We start from the raw sequence: 14,474 nt of genomic DNA, 5'->3' as shown, positions 1-14,474 counted from the left end.
ACAACCGACTGCACCCTGCACTCGCCCCGGCCGCGACCGGCGATATAGTCCGCGCATGATCGCTGCCTTCATCCTTGTCGCGACCTTTATCACCGCCTTCATCTCCGGCGTGTTCGGCATGGCGGGCGGGTTGATCCTGATGGGGGCGCTGGCACTGGTCCTGCCGGTCGCGGCGGCGATGGTCGTGCACGGGGTGATCCAGAGCGTGTCGAATGGCTGGCGCGCCGTCCTGCACCTGCAATGGATCGACTGGCGCATCCTTGCCATCTATCTGGCCGGATCGGCCGCAGCGGCGGGTCTGTTGGCATTTGCGAGTTTTGAGCTGTCCAAGGCCTGGCTGTTCGTGATCCTGGGGCTCGTCCCCGCGGTCATCTGGTTGCCCAAACACATCCTCCATCTCGATGCCGCCAGACCACACCACGCTGTCGCCTGTGGCTTCGCTGTCACCGGCCTCAATGTGGTCGCCGGTGTCTCCGGCCCGCTGCTGGACGTCTTCTTTGCCGACACACAACAGGACCGGCGCGCCATCGTGGCGACCAAGGCGGCGACGCAAGTGGTCAGTCATGGCGTCAAGATCGCCTACTACATCCTGCCCGCACTGGGCGCCGCCGGCCTGCCGTCAGTCCAATGGTTGATGATCGCCGCCCCGCTGGCCATCCTCGGCACCACCGCCGGGGCCCGTTTCCTGGCGCTGATGAGCGATGTCCAGTTCCGCCAGTGGACAAAGTGGATCGTGTCGGTGATCGGCGCGGTCTATGTCATCCGCGGCGTCATCCTGCTGACCGGAGCCGGTTCATGATCCTCTCTCCTGCCATCCGTGAAAACGCTGTCGTCCGGCTTGAACCCCTCGTCGAAGCCCACCGTGAGGAACTCCGCCCCATAGCGGCCGAACCCGGCCTGTGGACGCTGACCTCCCTGCGCGGTGATGGCGATCATTTCGACGCCTGGTTCAATCTGATGCTGGCCAATACCAATGCCGGCAGCCAGATCAGCCATCTTGTCCGCCGGCAGGCGGATGGCGCGGCGGTCGGTCACTCGGCCTGGCTCACCATCACGCCCGAGCACAAACGCCTTGAGATCGGCTGGACCTGGTATGGCAGTGAGGCGCGCGGCACGGCGATCAATCCGGCCGCCAAACACATCCTGCTGGGAGAGGCCTTCGGGGCCGGTGCCGAACGGGTTGAACTGAAAACCCATCACCTCAACCTGCGTTCCCAGGCGGCCATGACCAAGATGGGCGCGACCCGCGAAGGCACGCTGCGCCGCCACCTCCTGTGCTGGACAGGCGAATGGCGCGACACGGTATTCTTCTCGGTTCTGAGGGAGGAATGGCCCGGCGTGAAGGCCGGGCTGGAAGCACGCTTCGCCTAGCCCGCGAAACAGACGTCGGTCAGCCCGGCGACATGGCCACCGCGGATTTCGATCTCGACCTGACCGGCCAGGGCGGCATCGGTTGCGTAGACGTTCAGATCAGCCGGCGACCCGGCGGTCAGGATTGCCGTTTCGCGACGGCTCGGAGCGGTCGACGCACGGATGAAGATCGCGCCATGGCTGGAGGCTGCCTGCACACCGGGGCGAACGATGGCGCCCGGACGTCCAAGCTCGACCACAAGCTGGCCGGTTTCCAGTTCAATGTCCGATGCAATCGCCGAAATGCGGCCCTGCTCGATCAGGATGTCCTGATCATCCCATTCGCCCGATGCATCAATGATGGTGACATCGCGCAGCAGGATGGGCGCATCATTGCAAACCGAGCTCTCGGCCTGCGCTGCGGCGCAGGTGCCGAATGCCAGACCGGCAACAAGACAGGTTTTGATCAGTGCACGACGCATGAGCCGCTCCATCGGAATGGCTCCTCTTCGTCCGCGTACGGATTCAACTCAAGACAAGGTTTTATGACAAGTTGGCGTGAACGCGAATTATCGAAATGACGGGCCTACTTGACCGGCAGCGTCGTGACGAAATCCGCCGTCATTCTGGCCCAGTCCGCCAAGGCGTCATCGTCGAGGTCCGACGGGCCGTCCACAGTCACCCAACCCTTCATCACGCGACCGGTCAGATCCATTTCCCGCGCGCCGATTTTGGCCAGGGCGGCCTCATACTGGTCCGGTCCAACGCGGACGTGCAGCTCGTCGCGTGACGTGCCGAAACTCATATTGCCGCCGATCATCAGGGCAATGCCGCCAAACATGCGGCGTCGTTCAGGACGCTGCCCCAGCGCGACCAGTGCCGCTTCCATACGGTCGACAAGATCGGGATCAAACGCCATCGCCAACCTCTTTCGGAGCTGATTTCGCCTTGCGACGGGCGCGGAAGAAATCCTTCAGCATCGCCGCACCTTCATCTGCCAGGATTCCCGGCACGATCTCGGGCCGCCAGTGACAGGTCGGCTGCTCGAAAAAGCGCGTCCCGGAGACCACGGCGCCGCCCTTCTCGTCGCTGGCGCCAAATACCAGCCGACCGATACGGGCATGACTGATCGCCCCGGCGCACATGGCACACGGCTCCAGCGTGACATAGAGTTCCAGACCGGTGAGGCGGTAATTGCCCAGCTTCGCAGCGGCCTCACGCAGAGCCAGTATTTCGGCGTGAGCGGTCGGATCATGGTCCGCGATTGGCCGGTTATGGGCCTGCGCAACAATGCTGTCCGTGGCCGGATCGACGATGATGGCACCAATTGGTGCCTCGCCAGCCTCAGCTGCCGCTTGCGCCAGCCGTAGCGCCGCCTGCATAAAACGTGTATCGCGCGGGTTCGTCATACTGCGCGCGATAGAGCGCCGCATCGAAAGGGTCAAGCGTGACCGGAACTGCTGACACGTCAGAACGTATTGCCAAATTCCTCGCCCGCGCCGGTGTGGCCTCACGCCGTGAGGTCGAACGCATGATCGAGGGCGGCCGGGTGAAGGTCGATGGCAAGACGCTCGACACGCCGGCCTTCAAGGTCACGGGCAGCGAGCATATCGAGGTTGACGGCAAGCGCATCGAGCCGCCCGCCGCCACCAAGCTGTGGCGCTATCACAAGCCCGACGGCCTGGTCACCACCCATGCCGACCCGGAAGGCCGCGAGACCGTATTCGACGCCATCCCCAAGGATATCGGCCGGGTGATCTCGATCGGCCGCCTCGACCTGACCTCGGAAGGCCTGCTGCTGCTGACCAATGATGGCGCCCTCGCCCGCGCCCTGGAACTGCCCTCGACCGGCTGGACACGCCGCTACCGCGCCCGCGCTTTCGGTTCGATCTCGGAAAGCGCCCTGAAAATCCTGCGCGCCGGGGTGACGGTGGAAGGCATCAAGTACGGGCCGATGGAGGTCGAGGTCGAGCGCGAGACCGGGTCCAATATCTGGCTTGAGGTCGGCATTCGCGAAGGCAAGAACCGCGAAGTCCGCAAGGCGCTCGACGCGGTCGGTCTGCGCGTCAACCGCCTGATCCGCATCGCCTATGGCCCCTTCCAGCTGGGGCAGCTGGAAAAGGGTGAGATCAAGTCCGTGCCCTCACGCGTTTTGCACGACCAGTGCGGCCATCTGATCGACATGGGCGACACGCCGACCGGCCAGGCGATCGCCAAGCCGCGTCCCGCCAACCGGGCGGCCCGCAAGCCGGGCCAGAAGCCGGATGGCAAGCCCGGTCAGCGCGCCATGGGTGGACCGGGTCAGCCCGGCCTGCCCAAACGCGAGGTCGATGACAGCCTGATCGAAGACGCACGCAAGGGCCGTCCGCTGGATGCCAAATCGACCCGCGCCCGTCGCGGCAAGGATGGCAAGCCGACCGCCAAACCGGCTGCCGGTCGCGCCGCGCCGCGCGCGACCACATCACGGTCTGAGACGCCGCGCCCTGACACACCGCGCACCGGCGGCCCCCGCAAGCCGGGTGGGCCGCGCACCGGTGGACCTCGCAAGCCCGGCGGCCGGAGCTAGTCCGCGATGCGTATCGTCGGCGGCAAATTCCGCAACCGCGCCCTTGTGGCCCCTAAGGGCAAATCGACCCGTCCGACCTCGGACCGGGCGCGGGAAAACATGTTCAATGTGATCGAGCATGCCGACTGGTGCCCGGCCATTGAGGGCGCCCGCGTCGCCGATATCTATGCCGGCTCCGGCGCGCTGGGCCTGGAAGCCATCTCACGCGGGGCCGCCTTCTGCCTCTTCATCGAGTTCGCAGCCGAGGCGCGCGGTGCCATCCGCGACAATGTCGACACGCTGCAACTCTTCGGCATCACCCGCATCCACCGCCGCGACGCCACGGCGCTGGGCGACAAGCCGTCCAATCTGGGTGACCCCTTCAACCTCGTCTTCCTCGACCCGCCCTATGGCTTCGGTCTCGGCACCAAGACGCTGGAAAAACTGATCGAGGGAAGCTGGGTCAGCGACGACGCCGTCGCCGTGCTGGAAGTCGGCGCCGAGGAAAACCCGGCAACGCCGGGCTGGGTGTGTCAGGTGGAAAAGGTCTATGGCGCGGCGAAAGTATTGTTCCTGACGCGGGGGTAGGTCCCCTCATCCCCCCTGCGGGGACCTTCTCCCGCAAGGGGAGAAGGCGTATGAGCCGGCCGCTGGCAAGAACGCCCTCTCCCCTTGCGGGAGAGGGTGGCCCGAAGGGCAGGGTGAGGGGTCAGCGCCGCCCGAACAGCCGCTCGATATCGCTCAGCTTGAGTTCCACATAAGTCGGCCGCCCGTGATTGCATTGGCCGGAATGCGGCGTGGCTTCCATTTCGCGCAGAAGGGCGTTCATTTCCTCGCCGGTGAGGCGGCGGCCGGAGCGGACACTGCCGTGGCAGGCCATGGTGCCGACGACGTCTTCCAGCTTTTCTTTCAGGGAGAGCGCCTGATCATACTCGGCGAGATCGTCGGCGAGGTCGCGGATCAGGCCCTGGATGTTGAGCTTTTTCAGCAAGGACGGCGTTTCGCGGACGGCAATGGCGCCCTGGCCGAAGGCTTCGATGACCAGGCCGAGTTCTTCCAGCTCCTCGCCGCGCTCGAGCAGGCGGCGCGCCTCGGCTTCGTCGAGATTGACGATTTCCGGCACCAGAAGGCGCTGACGCTGGACCCCGGTCTCGGCGATCATCTTTTTCATGCGCTCATAGACGAGGCGTTCATGGGCGGCGTGCTGGTCGACGATGACGATGCCATCGCCGGTCTGGGCGACGACATAGGTCTCGTGCAATTGCGCCCGGGCCACGCCAAGCGGCCAGTCCAGTGGCGGGGCGGAGGGCTGTTGCGCCGGGTCGAACCCAGCTTGCGGCATCTCGCCCATACCGCCGTCATAGGCGGGCTGGTCCGGTTCAACGCGGGCCGACATGCCGGGATCGAAGACGCGGTCCTGGACCGGCTCTGACGGCGGTCGCGGTGCGCCCCAGCCGGCCAGGCTGTTGGTATGGGACTGATAGCCGCCCGGTGGCGGTTGCGGCGGCTGATAGCCTTCCGGGCGCACCCGACCCAGCGCATAGCCGGCGACCGTGGTCGAAGCGCGGTGTCCGGCCCCGGCCAGGGCATGGCGCAGGGACCCAACGATCAGGCCGCGCACCAGGGCGGCGTCGCGGAAGCGGACCTCGGCCTTGGCCGGATGGACATTGACGTCGACCTCATCGGTCGGCAGCTCTACATTCAGTGCCACGACCGGGTGACGGTCGCGGGCGAGGAAGTCCTGATAGGCACCGCGCACGGCACCGCCCAGCAGCTTGTCGCGAACGGGCCGGCCATTGACGAAGAGATATTGGTGCATGGCATTGCCGCGCGAATAGGTCGGCAGGCTGGCAAAACCGAAAATACGCACGCCCTCCCGGGTCTGGTCGACCTCGAGGGCATTCTCGCCGAAATCAGCGCCCAGAATGGCCGACATGCGGGCAATGCGCGCATCAGCGCCCTCGCCGCGTTCGGCGGCGACGGACAGGCGTTTGCGGCCGTCCAGGGTGAGGAAGAAGCCGACATCGGGCCGCGACATCGCCATGCGCTTGACCACATCGGTGATGCCGAGATTTTCCGAGCGTTCGGACTTGAGAAATTTCAGGCGTGCCGGCGTGGCGTAGAAGAGGTCCCGCACCTCGATCCGCGTACCGCCGCGTCCCAGCGGCGCAGCTGGCGCGATGCCATTGGTCTTGCCACCCTCGACCAGGATCGCCCAGGCATCACCCTTGCCCTTGGCCTGTGTCGTGATCGACAGGCGCGCGATCGAGCCGATTGATGGCAGCGCCTCGCCGCGAAAGCCCATCGTGGAGATGTTGAGCAGATCGTCGGCGCCGTTTTCACCGACCGGGAGTTTGGACGTGGCGTGACGCTCGATACACAGTTCGAGCTCGGCCGGGCTCATGCCCTTGCCGTCATCCTCGATCAGCAGGCGAACCAGGCCACCGCCCTCGGCGGTGATGTCGATGCGGCGGGCACCGGCATCCAGCGCATTCTCGGCCAATTCCTTGACGACAGAGGCCGGCCGCTCGACGACTTCGCCGGCAGCAATTCGGTTCACCGTTTCCGGTGGCAGGCGTCGGATGATGGGTTGGGTCATGGCCAAAGACATGAGGCCAGCCTCTTGGCTGGCCCCGAGTCGGTCAAGTGGGAGCATCGGTCGGACGGTCAGACCGTCAGACGTGACAAGTCCGGATCAAAGGCCCGGCAGCTTGGGAAGCAAGCGACGGTCGCGCTCGATTTCCACATCGCCACCACCGGTGACATTCAGGATACGCTCCTGGGCCAGGGCTTCCGCCTCGGCATCCAGCGGCGTGGCATCGCCTTGCGGGCGATACTCGCCATTGCGCCAGAACAGCACCTGATCGGCGAAGCTGCGATTCTTGCGGACGACGCTGGCCATCTCACCATCAATGATGGAGCGGATGAAGGGGTCGGCCGAACCGCCATTGGCGCGGGCGACCAGAAGGGCCTCGGCGTCAGAGCCTTCGAAAGCCCCTTGCGAACCGAGCAGGGCCGCACGGGCCTGCTGGTCGGGATAGATCTCGTCCGGACGCGGCTCACCGGGACGCGGCGGGCGCAGATTGTATTCCGGCGGGACGGTCAGCGGGGCGATGGTCACGGTACGGAACTCATCCGGCGTCGAACGCTCGGCGCCGAGCGCGCGCGAGACATTGCTGCAGCCGGAAAGGGCGATGGCCGCGGTGGTCGCGGCGATAAGAGCAGTACGCATACGCATCTCTGTGAGACTCCGAATTTCTGTTGGCGGCAGTTTAACCCAAAGCCGGGTCATCACTCCACCCCGGAATCCACACTAGGTGCCGGACGCCGGCTTTCTGTCATTGAGAAAAATGTCGAGGATGATCGCGGCGACGCCGAGATTGATCCCGACATCCGCGATATTGAAGACGTAGGGAAAGTAAACGTCCGAAAAATTGAGGAAATCGACAACAGCACCGTAGAGCCCCCGATCAATGGCATTGCCAAGGGCACCGCCAATGATAAAGCCGAACGCGACGCCCTGGAGCCGGCGCGTGGCGCGGATCGGCCCGGCATTCAGGAGCCCGGCGATCAGGCCGATGGCAACCAATACCGAAAAGGCGATCAGAATCGTCCGGCCCAGTGGCCCGTCAGCGCCCAAAAGTCCGAAGCTGACCCCCTTGTTCCAGACCATGGTCAGGTCAAAGATCGGCGACACTTCGATATGGCCGCAGGTATTGGCCAGCGTCAGGCGCTCGGCGCCCTCGGCGCGTTGATAGTCCAGGCAACCGGCGGGCGAGAAATTGAGACCCGCCAACACCCACCATTTGGTGAGCTGGTCGAGGATCAGAACCACAGCGGCGATGCCCAGACCCAGGCGCGGGACCGGCGACGCGGCAAAACGCCGCCGGATCTCACTCGCCCAATCAGGCATTCGCCTTGTCCCACCAGGCGACCGCATCGGCATCGCGCGGGCTCAGCTCGGGATAGCGCGGATCGGCACCGATCTCGGTCGAGTATTTCCACGAGCGGGCACATTTGGCGCCCTTGGCCCGACCCGGCACGACCGCGATATCGGCAACATCGTCGAGACGGAAGGCCCCGTCCGGCGCCTCGCCATCCACCAGATAGGCCTGGCTGGTGATACCGATCTCGGCGACGAACTCATCGACATCGCCACCAGTCTCCGCAGCCAGGGCCGCGCGATAGGCGGCATCTGTGACGAAAACCTGCGGCGCCGCTTCGAGACTGGAGCCGATCCGCTTTTCGCGACGCTCGACTTCCAGCGCTCCGTTCACGACCCGGCGCAGGCGACGGATGGTGCGCCAGTTTTCGGCCAGCGCCCCGTCCTGCCAGTCTCCCGGTGTTTTCGGGAAGGTGCGCAGGTGGACACTGTCATCCTCGGACGGGAAGCGTGTCAGCCAGGCCTCTTCCATGGTGAAAGGCATGATCGGCGCCAGCCAGGCGGTGAGCCGCATGAAGATCTCGTGCATGACCGAGCGGCAGGCCTTGCGGCGATCATCGTCCGGGCGGTCGCAATACAGGCTGTCCTTGCGGATATCGAGATAGAAGGCCGACAGGTCGACGACGCAGAAATTGAACAGCGCCGAATAGACCTTCTTGAAGTCGTAGCTCTCATACCCCTCGCGGACCACGCCATCGAGCTCGTGCAGACGGTGCAGCATGAAGCGCTCGAGCGAAGGCATGCGGTCGTGCGGGAGATGCTCGACCGTCGCGTCATAGCTGTGCAGGGCGCCGAGCAGGTAGCGCAGCGTGTTGCGCATCTTGCGGTAGGCATCGACCGAGGTCTGCAGGATCTCCTCGGAGATGCGCAGATCATCGGTGAAGTCCTGGGCCGAAACCCACAGCCGCATGATCTCGATGCCGTACTTCTTGGCGATCTCGTTGGGCGCGAGCGTATTGCCCAGGGACTTGGACATCTTGCGACCGTCACCTGCCATCACGAAACCATGGGTCAGCACGGCGTCATAAGGGGCCCGCCCGCGCGTACCGGCGCTTTCCAGAAGCGAGGACTGGAACCAGCCGCGATGCTGGTCGGAGCCTTCAAGATAGAGATCCGCCGGCCATTTCTGATCCGCCCGCGGCTCCAGCGCGAAGGCATGGGTACAGCCACTGTCGAACCAGACATCAAGGATGTCGGTGATCTTCTCATACGCGTCCGCGTCATAATCCGAGCCGAGGAACTCCGCGGCGGGACGTTCGAACCAGGCGTCGGCGCCGTCGGCAGCGACCGCGTCGATGATGCGCTCATTGACCTTCGGGTCGTTGAGGACGCGGGTGGTGCCCTTTTCAACGAACATGGTCAGCGGCACGCCCCAGGCGCGCTGGCGTGAGATCAGCCAGTCAGGCCGCTGTTCGACCATGGAGCGGATGCGGTTTTCCGAGACTTTCGGCGTGAAGGTCGTCTCCGAGATGCCTTTGAGGGCTTTTTCGCGCAGGGTTCCGCCCGACTTCATCGGCCGGTCGATGGCGACGAACCATTGCGGCGTATTGCGGAAGATGACCGGTGCCTTGGAGCGCCAGGAATGCGGGTAGGAATGCTCGAGACGGCCACGCGCGAGCAGTTTGCCCTGCACGATCAGCTCGTCCATCACGGTCTTGTTGGCCGGCCCGTCCTGGCCCTGCTTCTTGCCATCCAGACGGATGATGTTCAGCCCGGCGAAGACCGGCACATGCGGATAGTATGCACCGTTCTCGTCGACCATGTGCGGGACCGGCGCATCCTTGTCATGCCATTCCGGGAAGGCCATCCAGGCGACATAGTCCTCGGCACCGTGGCTGGGCGCGGTATGCACGAAGCCGGTACCGGCCTCGTCGGTCACATGCTCGCCCGGCAGCAGGGGCACGGGATAGCTCCAGAAGCGGTCGAGCTCGGACAGGGGGTGCGAGCAGACGAAACCGGCCGGGTCGATGGTGTCGACCCGTTCCCAATTACCGATCATCGCGGCCTTGGCGGTCTCTTCCCACAGCGCATCGGCCACGATCAACGTATCGCCCGGCATGGCCCAGGGCTTGAACTCACCGCCATCAACGCCGGTGACCTTGTAGAGGCCATAGCTGATGTCCGGCGAGAAACAGATCGCGCGATTGCCCGGGATGGTCCACGGCGTCGTCGTCCAGATCACGACATGGGCACCGATACAGGTCTTCGGGATGGCCGAACCGTCCTTGCGCACACCGCGAACGGGGAAGCGCACGAAGATCGTCGACGACACCTTGTCCTGGTATTCGACCTCGGCCTCGGCCAGGGCGGTCTTCTCGACCGGCGACCACATCACCGGAGCAGACCCGCAATAGACCAGGCCCTGTTCCACAAAGGCGAGGAATTCCCGCACGATCGCCGACTCAGCCTCGAAGGCCATGGTGGTGTAGGGATCATCCCACTCACCATTGACGCCCAGGCGCTGGAATTCGGACGACTGGACGCCGACCCATTCGCTGGCATAGCGGCGACATTCGGCGCGGAATTCCTTGACCGGGATATCGTCCTTGTTGCGCCCCTTGGCGCGGAAATTCTGTTCGACCTTCCACTCGATCGGCAGGCCGTGACAGTCCCAGCCCGGACGGTAGGGGGCGTCGAAGCCGAGCATCTGGTGCGAGCGGACGACGATATCCTTGAGGATCTTGTTCTGACCGGTGCCGATATGGATATGTCCATTGGCATAGGGCGGGCCGTCATGCAGCACCCAGCGCTCGCGGCCGGCGCTGTCAGCGCGCATGCGCTTGTAGAGGTCGAGAGAATTCCAGCGTTCCAGCCATTCCGGTTCGCGCTTGGGCAGGCCGGCGCGCATCGGGAATTCGGTGGTCGGCAGGAAGAGCGTGTCTTTGTAGTCGCGACCGGCGTCTGTCGCGCCAGTCTTCGAGGGCGTGTCCGTCATCGGATCGGATCCTTGCGGTCTTTTGTCGTCATGGGTTCAAGGCAGGACATGTCCCGGAACCGCCCACGTCAAACGCGGCGGCCCGGGCCGGTAATTCGCCCGAAGGCGTTGGCGGCGACAGGCGCAGCCGGGCATATCAACCGGGACATCGAGACCATGCCTCGCGTTTAACAGAGCCCGTCAGGCCGGTCCAGACAGGGCGCTCAGCACACGGCGCGCCGCGGCGGCGTCCTCAGCGATCTGCACCTTCAGGGCATCGAGACCATCGAACCGCTTTTCCGAGCGCAGATGATCGAAGAACTCGACCTCCAGCGTCCGGCCATAAAGATCACCGGACCAGTCCAGCAGGTGGACTTCCAGCAGCTCGGTCGCACCATCGACCGTCGGGCGCTTGCCGATATTGGCAACACCGGCCAGCGACGGTGTGTCGCCATCAATACCGACACGGACCGCGTAAACTCCGTAGTCTGGCCGGACATAGTCACCCAGTGTCAGATTGGCGGTGGGAAAACCGATGGTCCGGCCGCGCTGGTCGCCGCGCCGGACAACACCCTCGACGGCCCAAGGCGTACCCAACAATGTCGCGGCGGCCTGCATGTCACCATCATGGATGGCCTTGCGGATCCGTGTTGACGAGACCTTGTCGGCACCATTGCCATGAAGCTCGGCAAAAGCGGTCTTGATTCCGTGCCCGGCACACAGCCGGGCCAGATCATCGGTGGCGCCGGTTCGACCAGCCCCGAAGCGGAAATCCTCGCCGGTGACAATCCCGGCAATGCCCAGCCCGCCCGCCAGGACCGTGTCGACGAAATCGGCGGGTGTCATCCTTGCCATGCCCATCGAGAAGGGCAGGACATGAAGCTGCTGCACGCCCAGACTCTCAAGGATGCGATTGCGACGGCCGGTGCCCATCAGGCGGAAGGCCGGCGCGTCCGGGGCGAAGAAGCGGCGCGGATGCGGATCGAACAGGGCGGCACCAAGCGGTGCGTCCAGGGATTGCGCCAGATCAGCGGCAAGGCCGATCACATGACGATGCCCCATATGGACGCCATCGAAATTGCCCAGGGCAATGACCGCACCGCGATCATCCTGCGGCAGTCCGCTATGACCTCGCAGGACCTTCATGGGTGATCAGTCACCCGCCTTGCGGTGGCGTTTGCGGACCATGACCTCGGCCTCGGCCTGCATGGTCAGCTTGTCACCGACATAACAGGTGCAATCCATGACCGCCTTGCGCGATTTGAGATCGACCGACTTCACCTCGACACGGGTGCGGACCTCGTCACCGATCCGGGTGGGATGGAAGAAGCGCATGTTCAGGCCAAGGAAGATGGCGCCCGGTCCGGGCAGCTGGTTTCCGAGCACCCCGGAAATATAGGACGCGACGAGCGCACCATGCGCAATTCGGCCCCGAAATGGCGTCGCGCGGGCAAATTCTTCGTCCATGTGCACGGGATTATAATCCCCTGACACCTTGGCGAACATATCCAAATCTTCCTCAGTGACAGTCCTAACTGCCTCTGCGGAAAGGCCTATTTCCATTTCATCGAGGGCGATACTGCGCACGTCCGACATCGGTGACTCCATCTTTGTATCCGCTTTAACCGATTTTTATCCGCGATTGTCTAGGGTCCTAGCTGAAGACAGCGGAACAAGCTGTCCTAGTGTAAACGCGCCGAGTGGATGGAGACTAAGCATGGCTGTCGAAATGACGATGCCGATCCTGGTCGTGGATGACTACAAAACCATGATCCGCATTATTCGCAACCTGCTCAAGCAGATTGGGTTCGAAAATGTGGACGAGGCCGCCGATGGCCAGGAAGCATACGCGAAAATGCAGGAAAACAAGTACGGTCTGGTGATCTCAGACTGGAACATGGAGCCCATGACGGGCTACGAGCTTCTGCAAAAGGTTCGCGCCGACGAAAGCATGAAGGCGACGCCCTTCATCATGGTAACCGCAGAATCCAAGACCGAAAACGTGGTCGCGGCGAAACGGGCCGGTGTGAACAATTACATCGTGAAGCCCTTCAACGCCGGAACTCTCAAATCGAAGATGGCTGCGGTTCTCGGCGACTTCTAGTCGCCGGATGATCCGCCCAATCCTCGTTTGAGTCTGCAAAGGAAGGAGGGCCCCATGCCCGCCGCCAATGTTGCCGCGCAAGTCCGCACCTCACTCGCTTCACTGAAGGCGAGCGATCTGCAGGATGCCCAGATCATGGAAGTCCTGAAGCTGGCCCACCAGCTGACGGATACGATGAAGCTGTTCTTCAGCTCCCTCGACCAGTCGATCTGCCAGGAATTCAATTATATCGCGGAATATATCTCGCGAACCCGTGACGAGATCGCGGCCTTGCGGCCGAACGATATCAAGACCTCGCGCATCCCTTCGGCCGGCCAGGAACTCGAGGCTGTCGTCGGGGATACCGAACGGGCGACCGAGACCATCATGAGCGAAGCGGAAGCTGTGCTCTGTGACGATGAAGCCGACTATGACGCCTACCGCGCCAGCGTCGAGGCCCGCATGATGACCATCATCGAGGCGTGCAGCTTCCAGGACCTTGCCGGACAACGCGTGTCCAAGGTCGTCACTTCGCTGCGCCACGTGGAAGACCGCGTGTCCCGCTTTGCCGACGTCATGGGTGTCCGTGATGCCGACCAGGTGTCCGAGGAAACCGCCGAGGAAAAACGGGCCCGCGAGCTGCTGCTCAATGGTCCGGCGATCGGCGGCCCGGAAACCAGCCAGGATGATATCGACGCAATGTTCGCCGATGCCGCTCCGGCTTCAGACCTGGACCAGGGTTCAATCGACTCCCTGTTCGATTGATCCGCGACTGACCTACCAGGTGAGCCGGTCCGCGACAAAGCGGGCGGTGACACCGTAATCCTTCAGTGCGGCGGCGGCTGTCTCGACATCGAGACGGCCGCCGTCAAGCGTTTCGCCGAGGATCCCGCCGGCGATGAACAGACAGTCGACGCCGGCCCGGGTCGCCCCTTCAACATCGGTCTCCGGCCCGTCGCCGATCGCCAGGACACGCGTCAGGTCCACCGCAAAGCCCCGCGCTTCGAGTGCAGCCCTGGCCAGGGCATAGATGGGCCTGTGCGGTTTTCCCGCAACAATGCTGGTCCCGCCCATCCGCCGATAATGCCGGGCAATGGCGCCGGCACAGAAAATCAGTCGGTTTCCGGACTGCACGACGATATCCGGGTTTGCGCAGACCAGGTCCAGACCCCGATCGAGCGCTCTCGCCAACACCGCATCATAGTCTTCCGGCCGGCCATTGAGGTAGTCGTCAGGGCCTGTACAGGAAATGAAGTCAGCGTCTTCGATACCGGTGAACTCCAGCGCCAGCCCCTCATAGAGGCTGCCATCGCGCTCGGGGCCGATATTCAACGCCCTGCCCGGCGAGCGTTTGACCAATTCCTCGCGGATGGCGTCCCCGGACGTCACGATGGCGTCGGTCGCCTCGTCCGGAAGCCCCATATCGGTCAGGAAATGTGCCAGCGAGCTGCTGCGGCGCGGCGAATTGGAGACCAGGCAGACACGCCCGCCAGTCTCGCGAAAGCGGATCAGGGCCTCAACCGCTTCCGGCAACAGGTCCGTGCCGTCGCGGATGACGCCCCAGACGTCGCAATAGAGCGTGTCGTAGCGGTCGCGGAGCGGGCCGAGCGTGGCGAGTTCTGGAAACATGGAGCGCTTG

16 protein-coding genes are annotated in these 14,474 nt (G+C 64.0%); 6 read left to right on the top strand and 10 right to left on the bottom strand.

Annotation, left to right across the window (positions count from 1 at the left end; all coding sequences use genetic code 11):
- The first annotated feature begins 55 nt into the window (after nt 1-55).
- Nucleotides 56-799, top strand: coding sequence for a sulfite exporter TauE/SafE family protein (locus tag MMAR10_RS03235; RefSeq protein WP_011642563.1), 744 nt, complete (start codon nt 56-58; stop codon nt 797-799).
- A complete protein-coding gene (locus MMAR10_RS03230; RefSeq protein WP_011642562.1) occupies nt 796-1,371 on the top strand; it encodes a GNAT family N-acetyltransferase in 576 nt (191 codons plus the stop codon). Before MMAR10_RS03235 ends, MMAR10_RS03230 begins: the two co-directional genes overlap by 4 nt.
- On the opposite strand, the gene MMAR10_RS03225 is transcribed toward MMAR10_RS03230, so the two are convergent.
- From MMAR10_RS03225 to tadA, 3 genes are all read right to left on the bottom strand, one after another.
- Nucleotides 1,368-1,832, bottom strand: a complete 465-nt coding sequence (locus tag MMAR10_RS03225) for a hypothetical protein (RefSeq protein ID WP_011642561.1) — start codon at nt 1,830-1,832, stop codon at nt 1,368-1,370. The genes MMAR10_RS03230 and MMAR10_RS03225 overlap by 4 nt on opposite strands.
- A gap of 104 nt (nt 1,833-1,936) precedes the next feature.
- Entirely contained in the window at nt 1,937-2,269 is a 333-nt protein-coding gene (locus tag MMAR10_RS03220) for a TfoX/Sxy family protein (protein WP_011642560.1), read from the bottom strand.
- Nucleotides 2,259-2,759, bottom strand: coding sequence for a tRNA adenosine(34) deaminase TadA (gene tadA, locus MMAR10_RS03215; protein ID WP_041636733.1), 501 nt, complete (start codon nt 2,757-2,759; stop codon nt 2,259-2,261). The genes MMAR10_RS03220 and tadA overlap by 11 nt, the downstream gene beginning before the upstream one ends.
- A gap of 38 nt (nt 2,760-2,797) precedes the next feature.
- On the opposite strand from tadA, the gene MMAR10_RS03210 reads away from it, so the two are divergent.
- Together MMAR10_RS03210 and rsmD are read left to right on the top strand one after the other, a co-directional pair.
- A complete protein-coding gene (locus MMAR10_RS03210; protein WP_011642558.1) occupies nt 2,798-3,916 on the top strand; it encodes a pseudouridine synthase in 1,119 nt (372 codons plus the stop codon).
- 6 nt (nt 3,917-3,922) lie between these two features.
- Nucleotides 3,923-4,483 carry a 16S rRNA (guanine(966)-N(2))-methyltransferase RsmD gene (rsmD, locus tag MMAR10_RS03205; protein WP_011642557.1) on the top strand — a complete coding sequence of 187 codons (561 nt, stop codon included), beginning with the start codon at nt 3,923-3,925 and terminating at the stop codon, nt 4,481-4,483.
- Between the two features lie 121 nt (nt 4,484-4,604).
- Here rsmD and mutL read toward each other — a convergent pair whose 3' ends face one another.
- From mutL to MMAR10_RS03175, 6 genes are all read right to left on the bottom strand, one after another.
- Nucleotides 4,605-6,506 carry a DNA mismatch repair endonuclease MutL gene (gene mutL, locus MMAR10_RS03200; protein ID WP_011642556.1) on the bottom strand — a complete coding sequence of 634 codons (1,902 nt, stop codon included), beginning with the start codon at nt 6,504-6,506 and terminating at the stop codon, nt 4,605-4,607.
- An 84-nt stretch (nt 6,507-6,590) separates the two neighbouring features.
- The gene (locus MMAR10_RS03195; RefSeq protein WP_150099701.1) at nt 6,591-7,127 is read right to left on the bottom strand and encodes a DUF3035 domain-containing protein; all 537 of its coding nucleotides are present in this window, start codon (nt 7,125-7,127) and stop codon (nt 6,591-6,593) included.
- 81 nt (nt 7,128-7,208) lie between these two features.
- Nucleotides 7,209-7,808 (bottom strand): signal peptidase II, encoded by a 600-nt coding sequence (lspA, locus tag MMAR10_RS03190; protein ID WP_011642554.1) that lies wholly within the window; start codon nt 7,806-7,808, stop codon nt 7,209-7,211.
- Nucleotides 7,801-10,773, bottom strand: coding sequence for an isoleucine--tRNA ligase (gene ileS, locus MMAR10_RS03185; protein WP_011642553.1), 2,973 nt, complete (start codon nt 10,771-10,773; stop codon nt 7,801-7,803). Before ileS ends, lspA begins: the two co-directional genes overlap by 8 nt.
- A 180-nt stretch (nt 10,774-10,953) precedes the next feature.
- Entirely contained in the window at nt 10,954-11,898 is a 945-nt protein-coding gene (locus tag MMAR10_RS03180) for a bifunctional riboflavin kinase/FAD synthetase (protein ID WP_011642552.1), read from the bottom strand.
- 6 nt (nt 11,899-11,904) lie between these two features.
- On the bottom strand, nt 11,905-12,315 hold the full coding sequence (locus tag MMAR10_RS03175; protein ID WP_267878575.1) for a MaoC family dehydratase: 411 nt from the start codon (nt 12,313-12,315) through the stop codon (nt 11,905-11,907).
- Nucleotides 12,316-12,469: 154 nt separating this feature from the next.
- Between MMAR10_RS03175 and MMAR10_RS03170 the strand changes: the two genes are divergently transcribed.
- Nucleotides 12,470-12,856, top strand: coding sequence for a response regulator (locus MMAR10_RS03170; protein WP_011642550.1), 387 nt, complete (start codon nt 12,470-12,472; stop codon nt 12,854-12,856).
- Nucleotides 12,857-12,910: 54 nt separating this feature from the next.
- A complete protein-coding gene (locus tag MMAR10_RS03165) occupies nt 12,911-13,600 on the top strand; it encodes a protein phosphatase CheZ (protein WP_011642549.1) in 690 nt (229 codons plus the stop codon).
- Nucleotides 13,601-13,612: 12 nt separating this feature from the next.
- Here the strand turns inward: MMAR10_RS03165 and MMAR10_RS03160 are convergent, their stop codons facing one another.
- A complete protein-coding gene (locus MMAR10_RS03160; protein ID WP_011642548.1) occupies nt 13,613-14,464 on the bottom strand; it encodes a TIGR01459 family HAD-type hydrolase in 852 nt (283 codons plus the stop codon).
- Between the last annotated feature and the right edge of the window lie 10 nt (nt 14,465-14,474).

The sequence above is a fragment of the Maricaulis maris MCS10 genome, from assembly GCF_000014745.1.
Lineage (GTDB): Bacteria > Pseudomonadota > Alphaproteobacteria > Caulobacterales > Maricaulaceae > Maricaulis > Maricaulis maris_A.
This window is presented reverse-complemented; position numbering and strand designations above follow the sequence as displayed.

Excerpts from the sequence above, each read along its gene's own strand:
- MMAR10_RS03235 (WP_011642563.1), top strand. The coding sequence starts at position 56 with ATGATCGCTGCCTTCATCCTTGTCGCGACCTTTATCACCGCCTTCATC.
- MMAR10_RS03230 (WP_011642562.1), top strand. The coding sequence starts at position 796 with ATGATCCTCTCTCCTGCCATCCGTGAAAACGCTGTCGTCCGGCTTGAA.
- MMAR10_RS03225 (WP_011642561.1), bottom strand. The coding sequence starts at position 1,832 with ATGCGTCGTGCACTGATCAAAACCTGTCTTGTTGCCGGTCTGGCATTC.
- MMAR10_RS03220 (WP_011642560.1), bottom strand. The coding sequence starts at position 2,269 with ATGGCGTTTGATCCCGATCTTGTCGACCGTATGGAAGCGGCACTGGTC.
- tadA (WP_041636733.1), bottom strand. The coding sequence starts at position 2,759 with ATGACGAACCCGCGCGATACACGTTTTATGCAGGCGGCGCTACGGCTG.
- rsmD (WP_011642557.1), top strand. The coding sequence starts at position 3,923 with ATGCGTATCGTCGGCGGCAAATTCCGCAACCGCGCCCTTGTGGCCCCT.
- mutL (WP_011642556.1), bottom strand. The coding sequence starts at position 6,506 with ATGTCTTTGGCCATGACCCAACCCATCATCCGACGCCTGCCACCGGAA.
- MMAR10_RS03195 (WP_150099701.1), bottom strand. The coding sequence starts at position 7,127 with ATGCGTACTGCTCTTATCGCCGCGACCACCGCGGCCATCGCCCTTTCC.
- lspA (WP_011642554.1), bottom strand. The coding sequence starts at position 7,808 with ATGCCTGATTGGGCGAGTGAGATCCGGCGGCGTTTTGCCGCGTCGCCG.
- ileS (WP_011642553.1), bottom strand. The coding sequence starts at position 10,773 with ATGACGGACACGCCCTCGAAGACTGGCGCGACAGACGCCGGTCGCGAC.
- MMAR10_RS03180 (WP_011642552.1), bottom strand. The coding sequence starts at position 11,898 with ATGAAGGTCCTGCGAGGTCATAGCGGACTGCCGCAGGATGATCGCGGT.
- MMAR10_RS03175 (WP_267878575.1), bottom strand. The coding sequence starts at position 12,315 with ATGGAAATAGGCCTTTCCGCAGAGGCAGTTAGGACTGTCACTGAGGAA.
- MMAR10_RS03170 (WP_011642550.1), top strand. The coding sequence starts at position 12,470 with ATGGCTGTCGAAATGACGATGCCGATCCTGGTCGTGGATGACTACAAA.
- MMAR10_RS03165 (WP_011642549.1), top strand. The coding sequence starts at position 12,911 with ATGCCCGCCGCCAATGTTGCCGCGCAAGTCCGCACCTCACTCGCTTCA.
- MMAR10_RS03160 (WP_011642548.1), bottom strand. The coding sequence starts at position 14,464 with ATGTTTCCAGAACTCGCCACGCTCGGCCCGCTCCGCGACCGCTACGAC.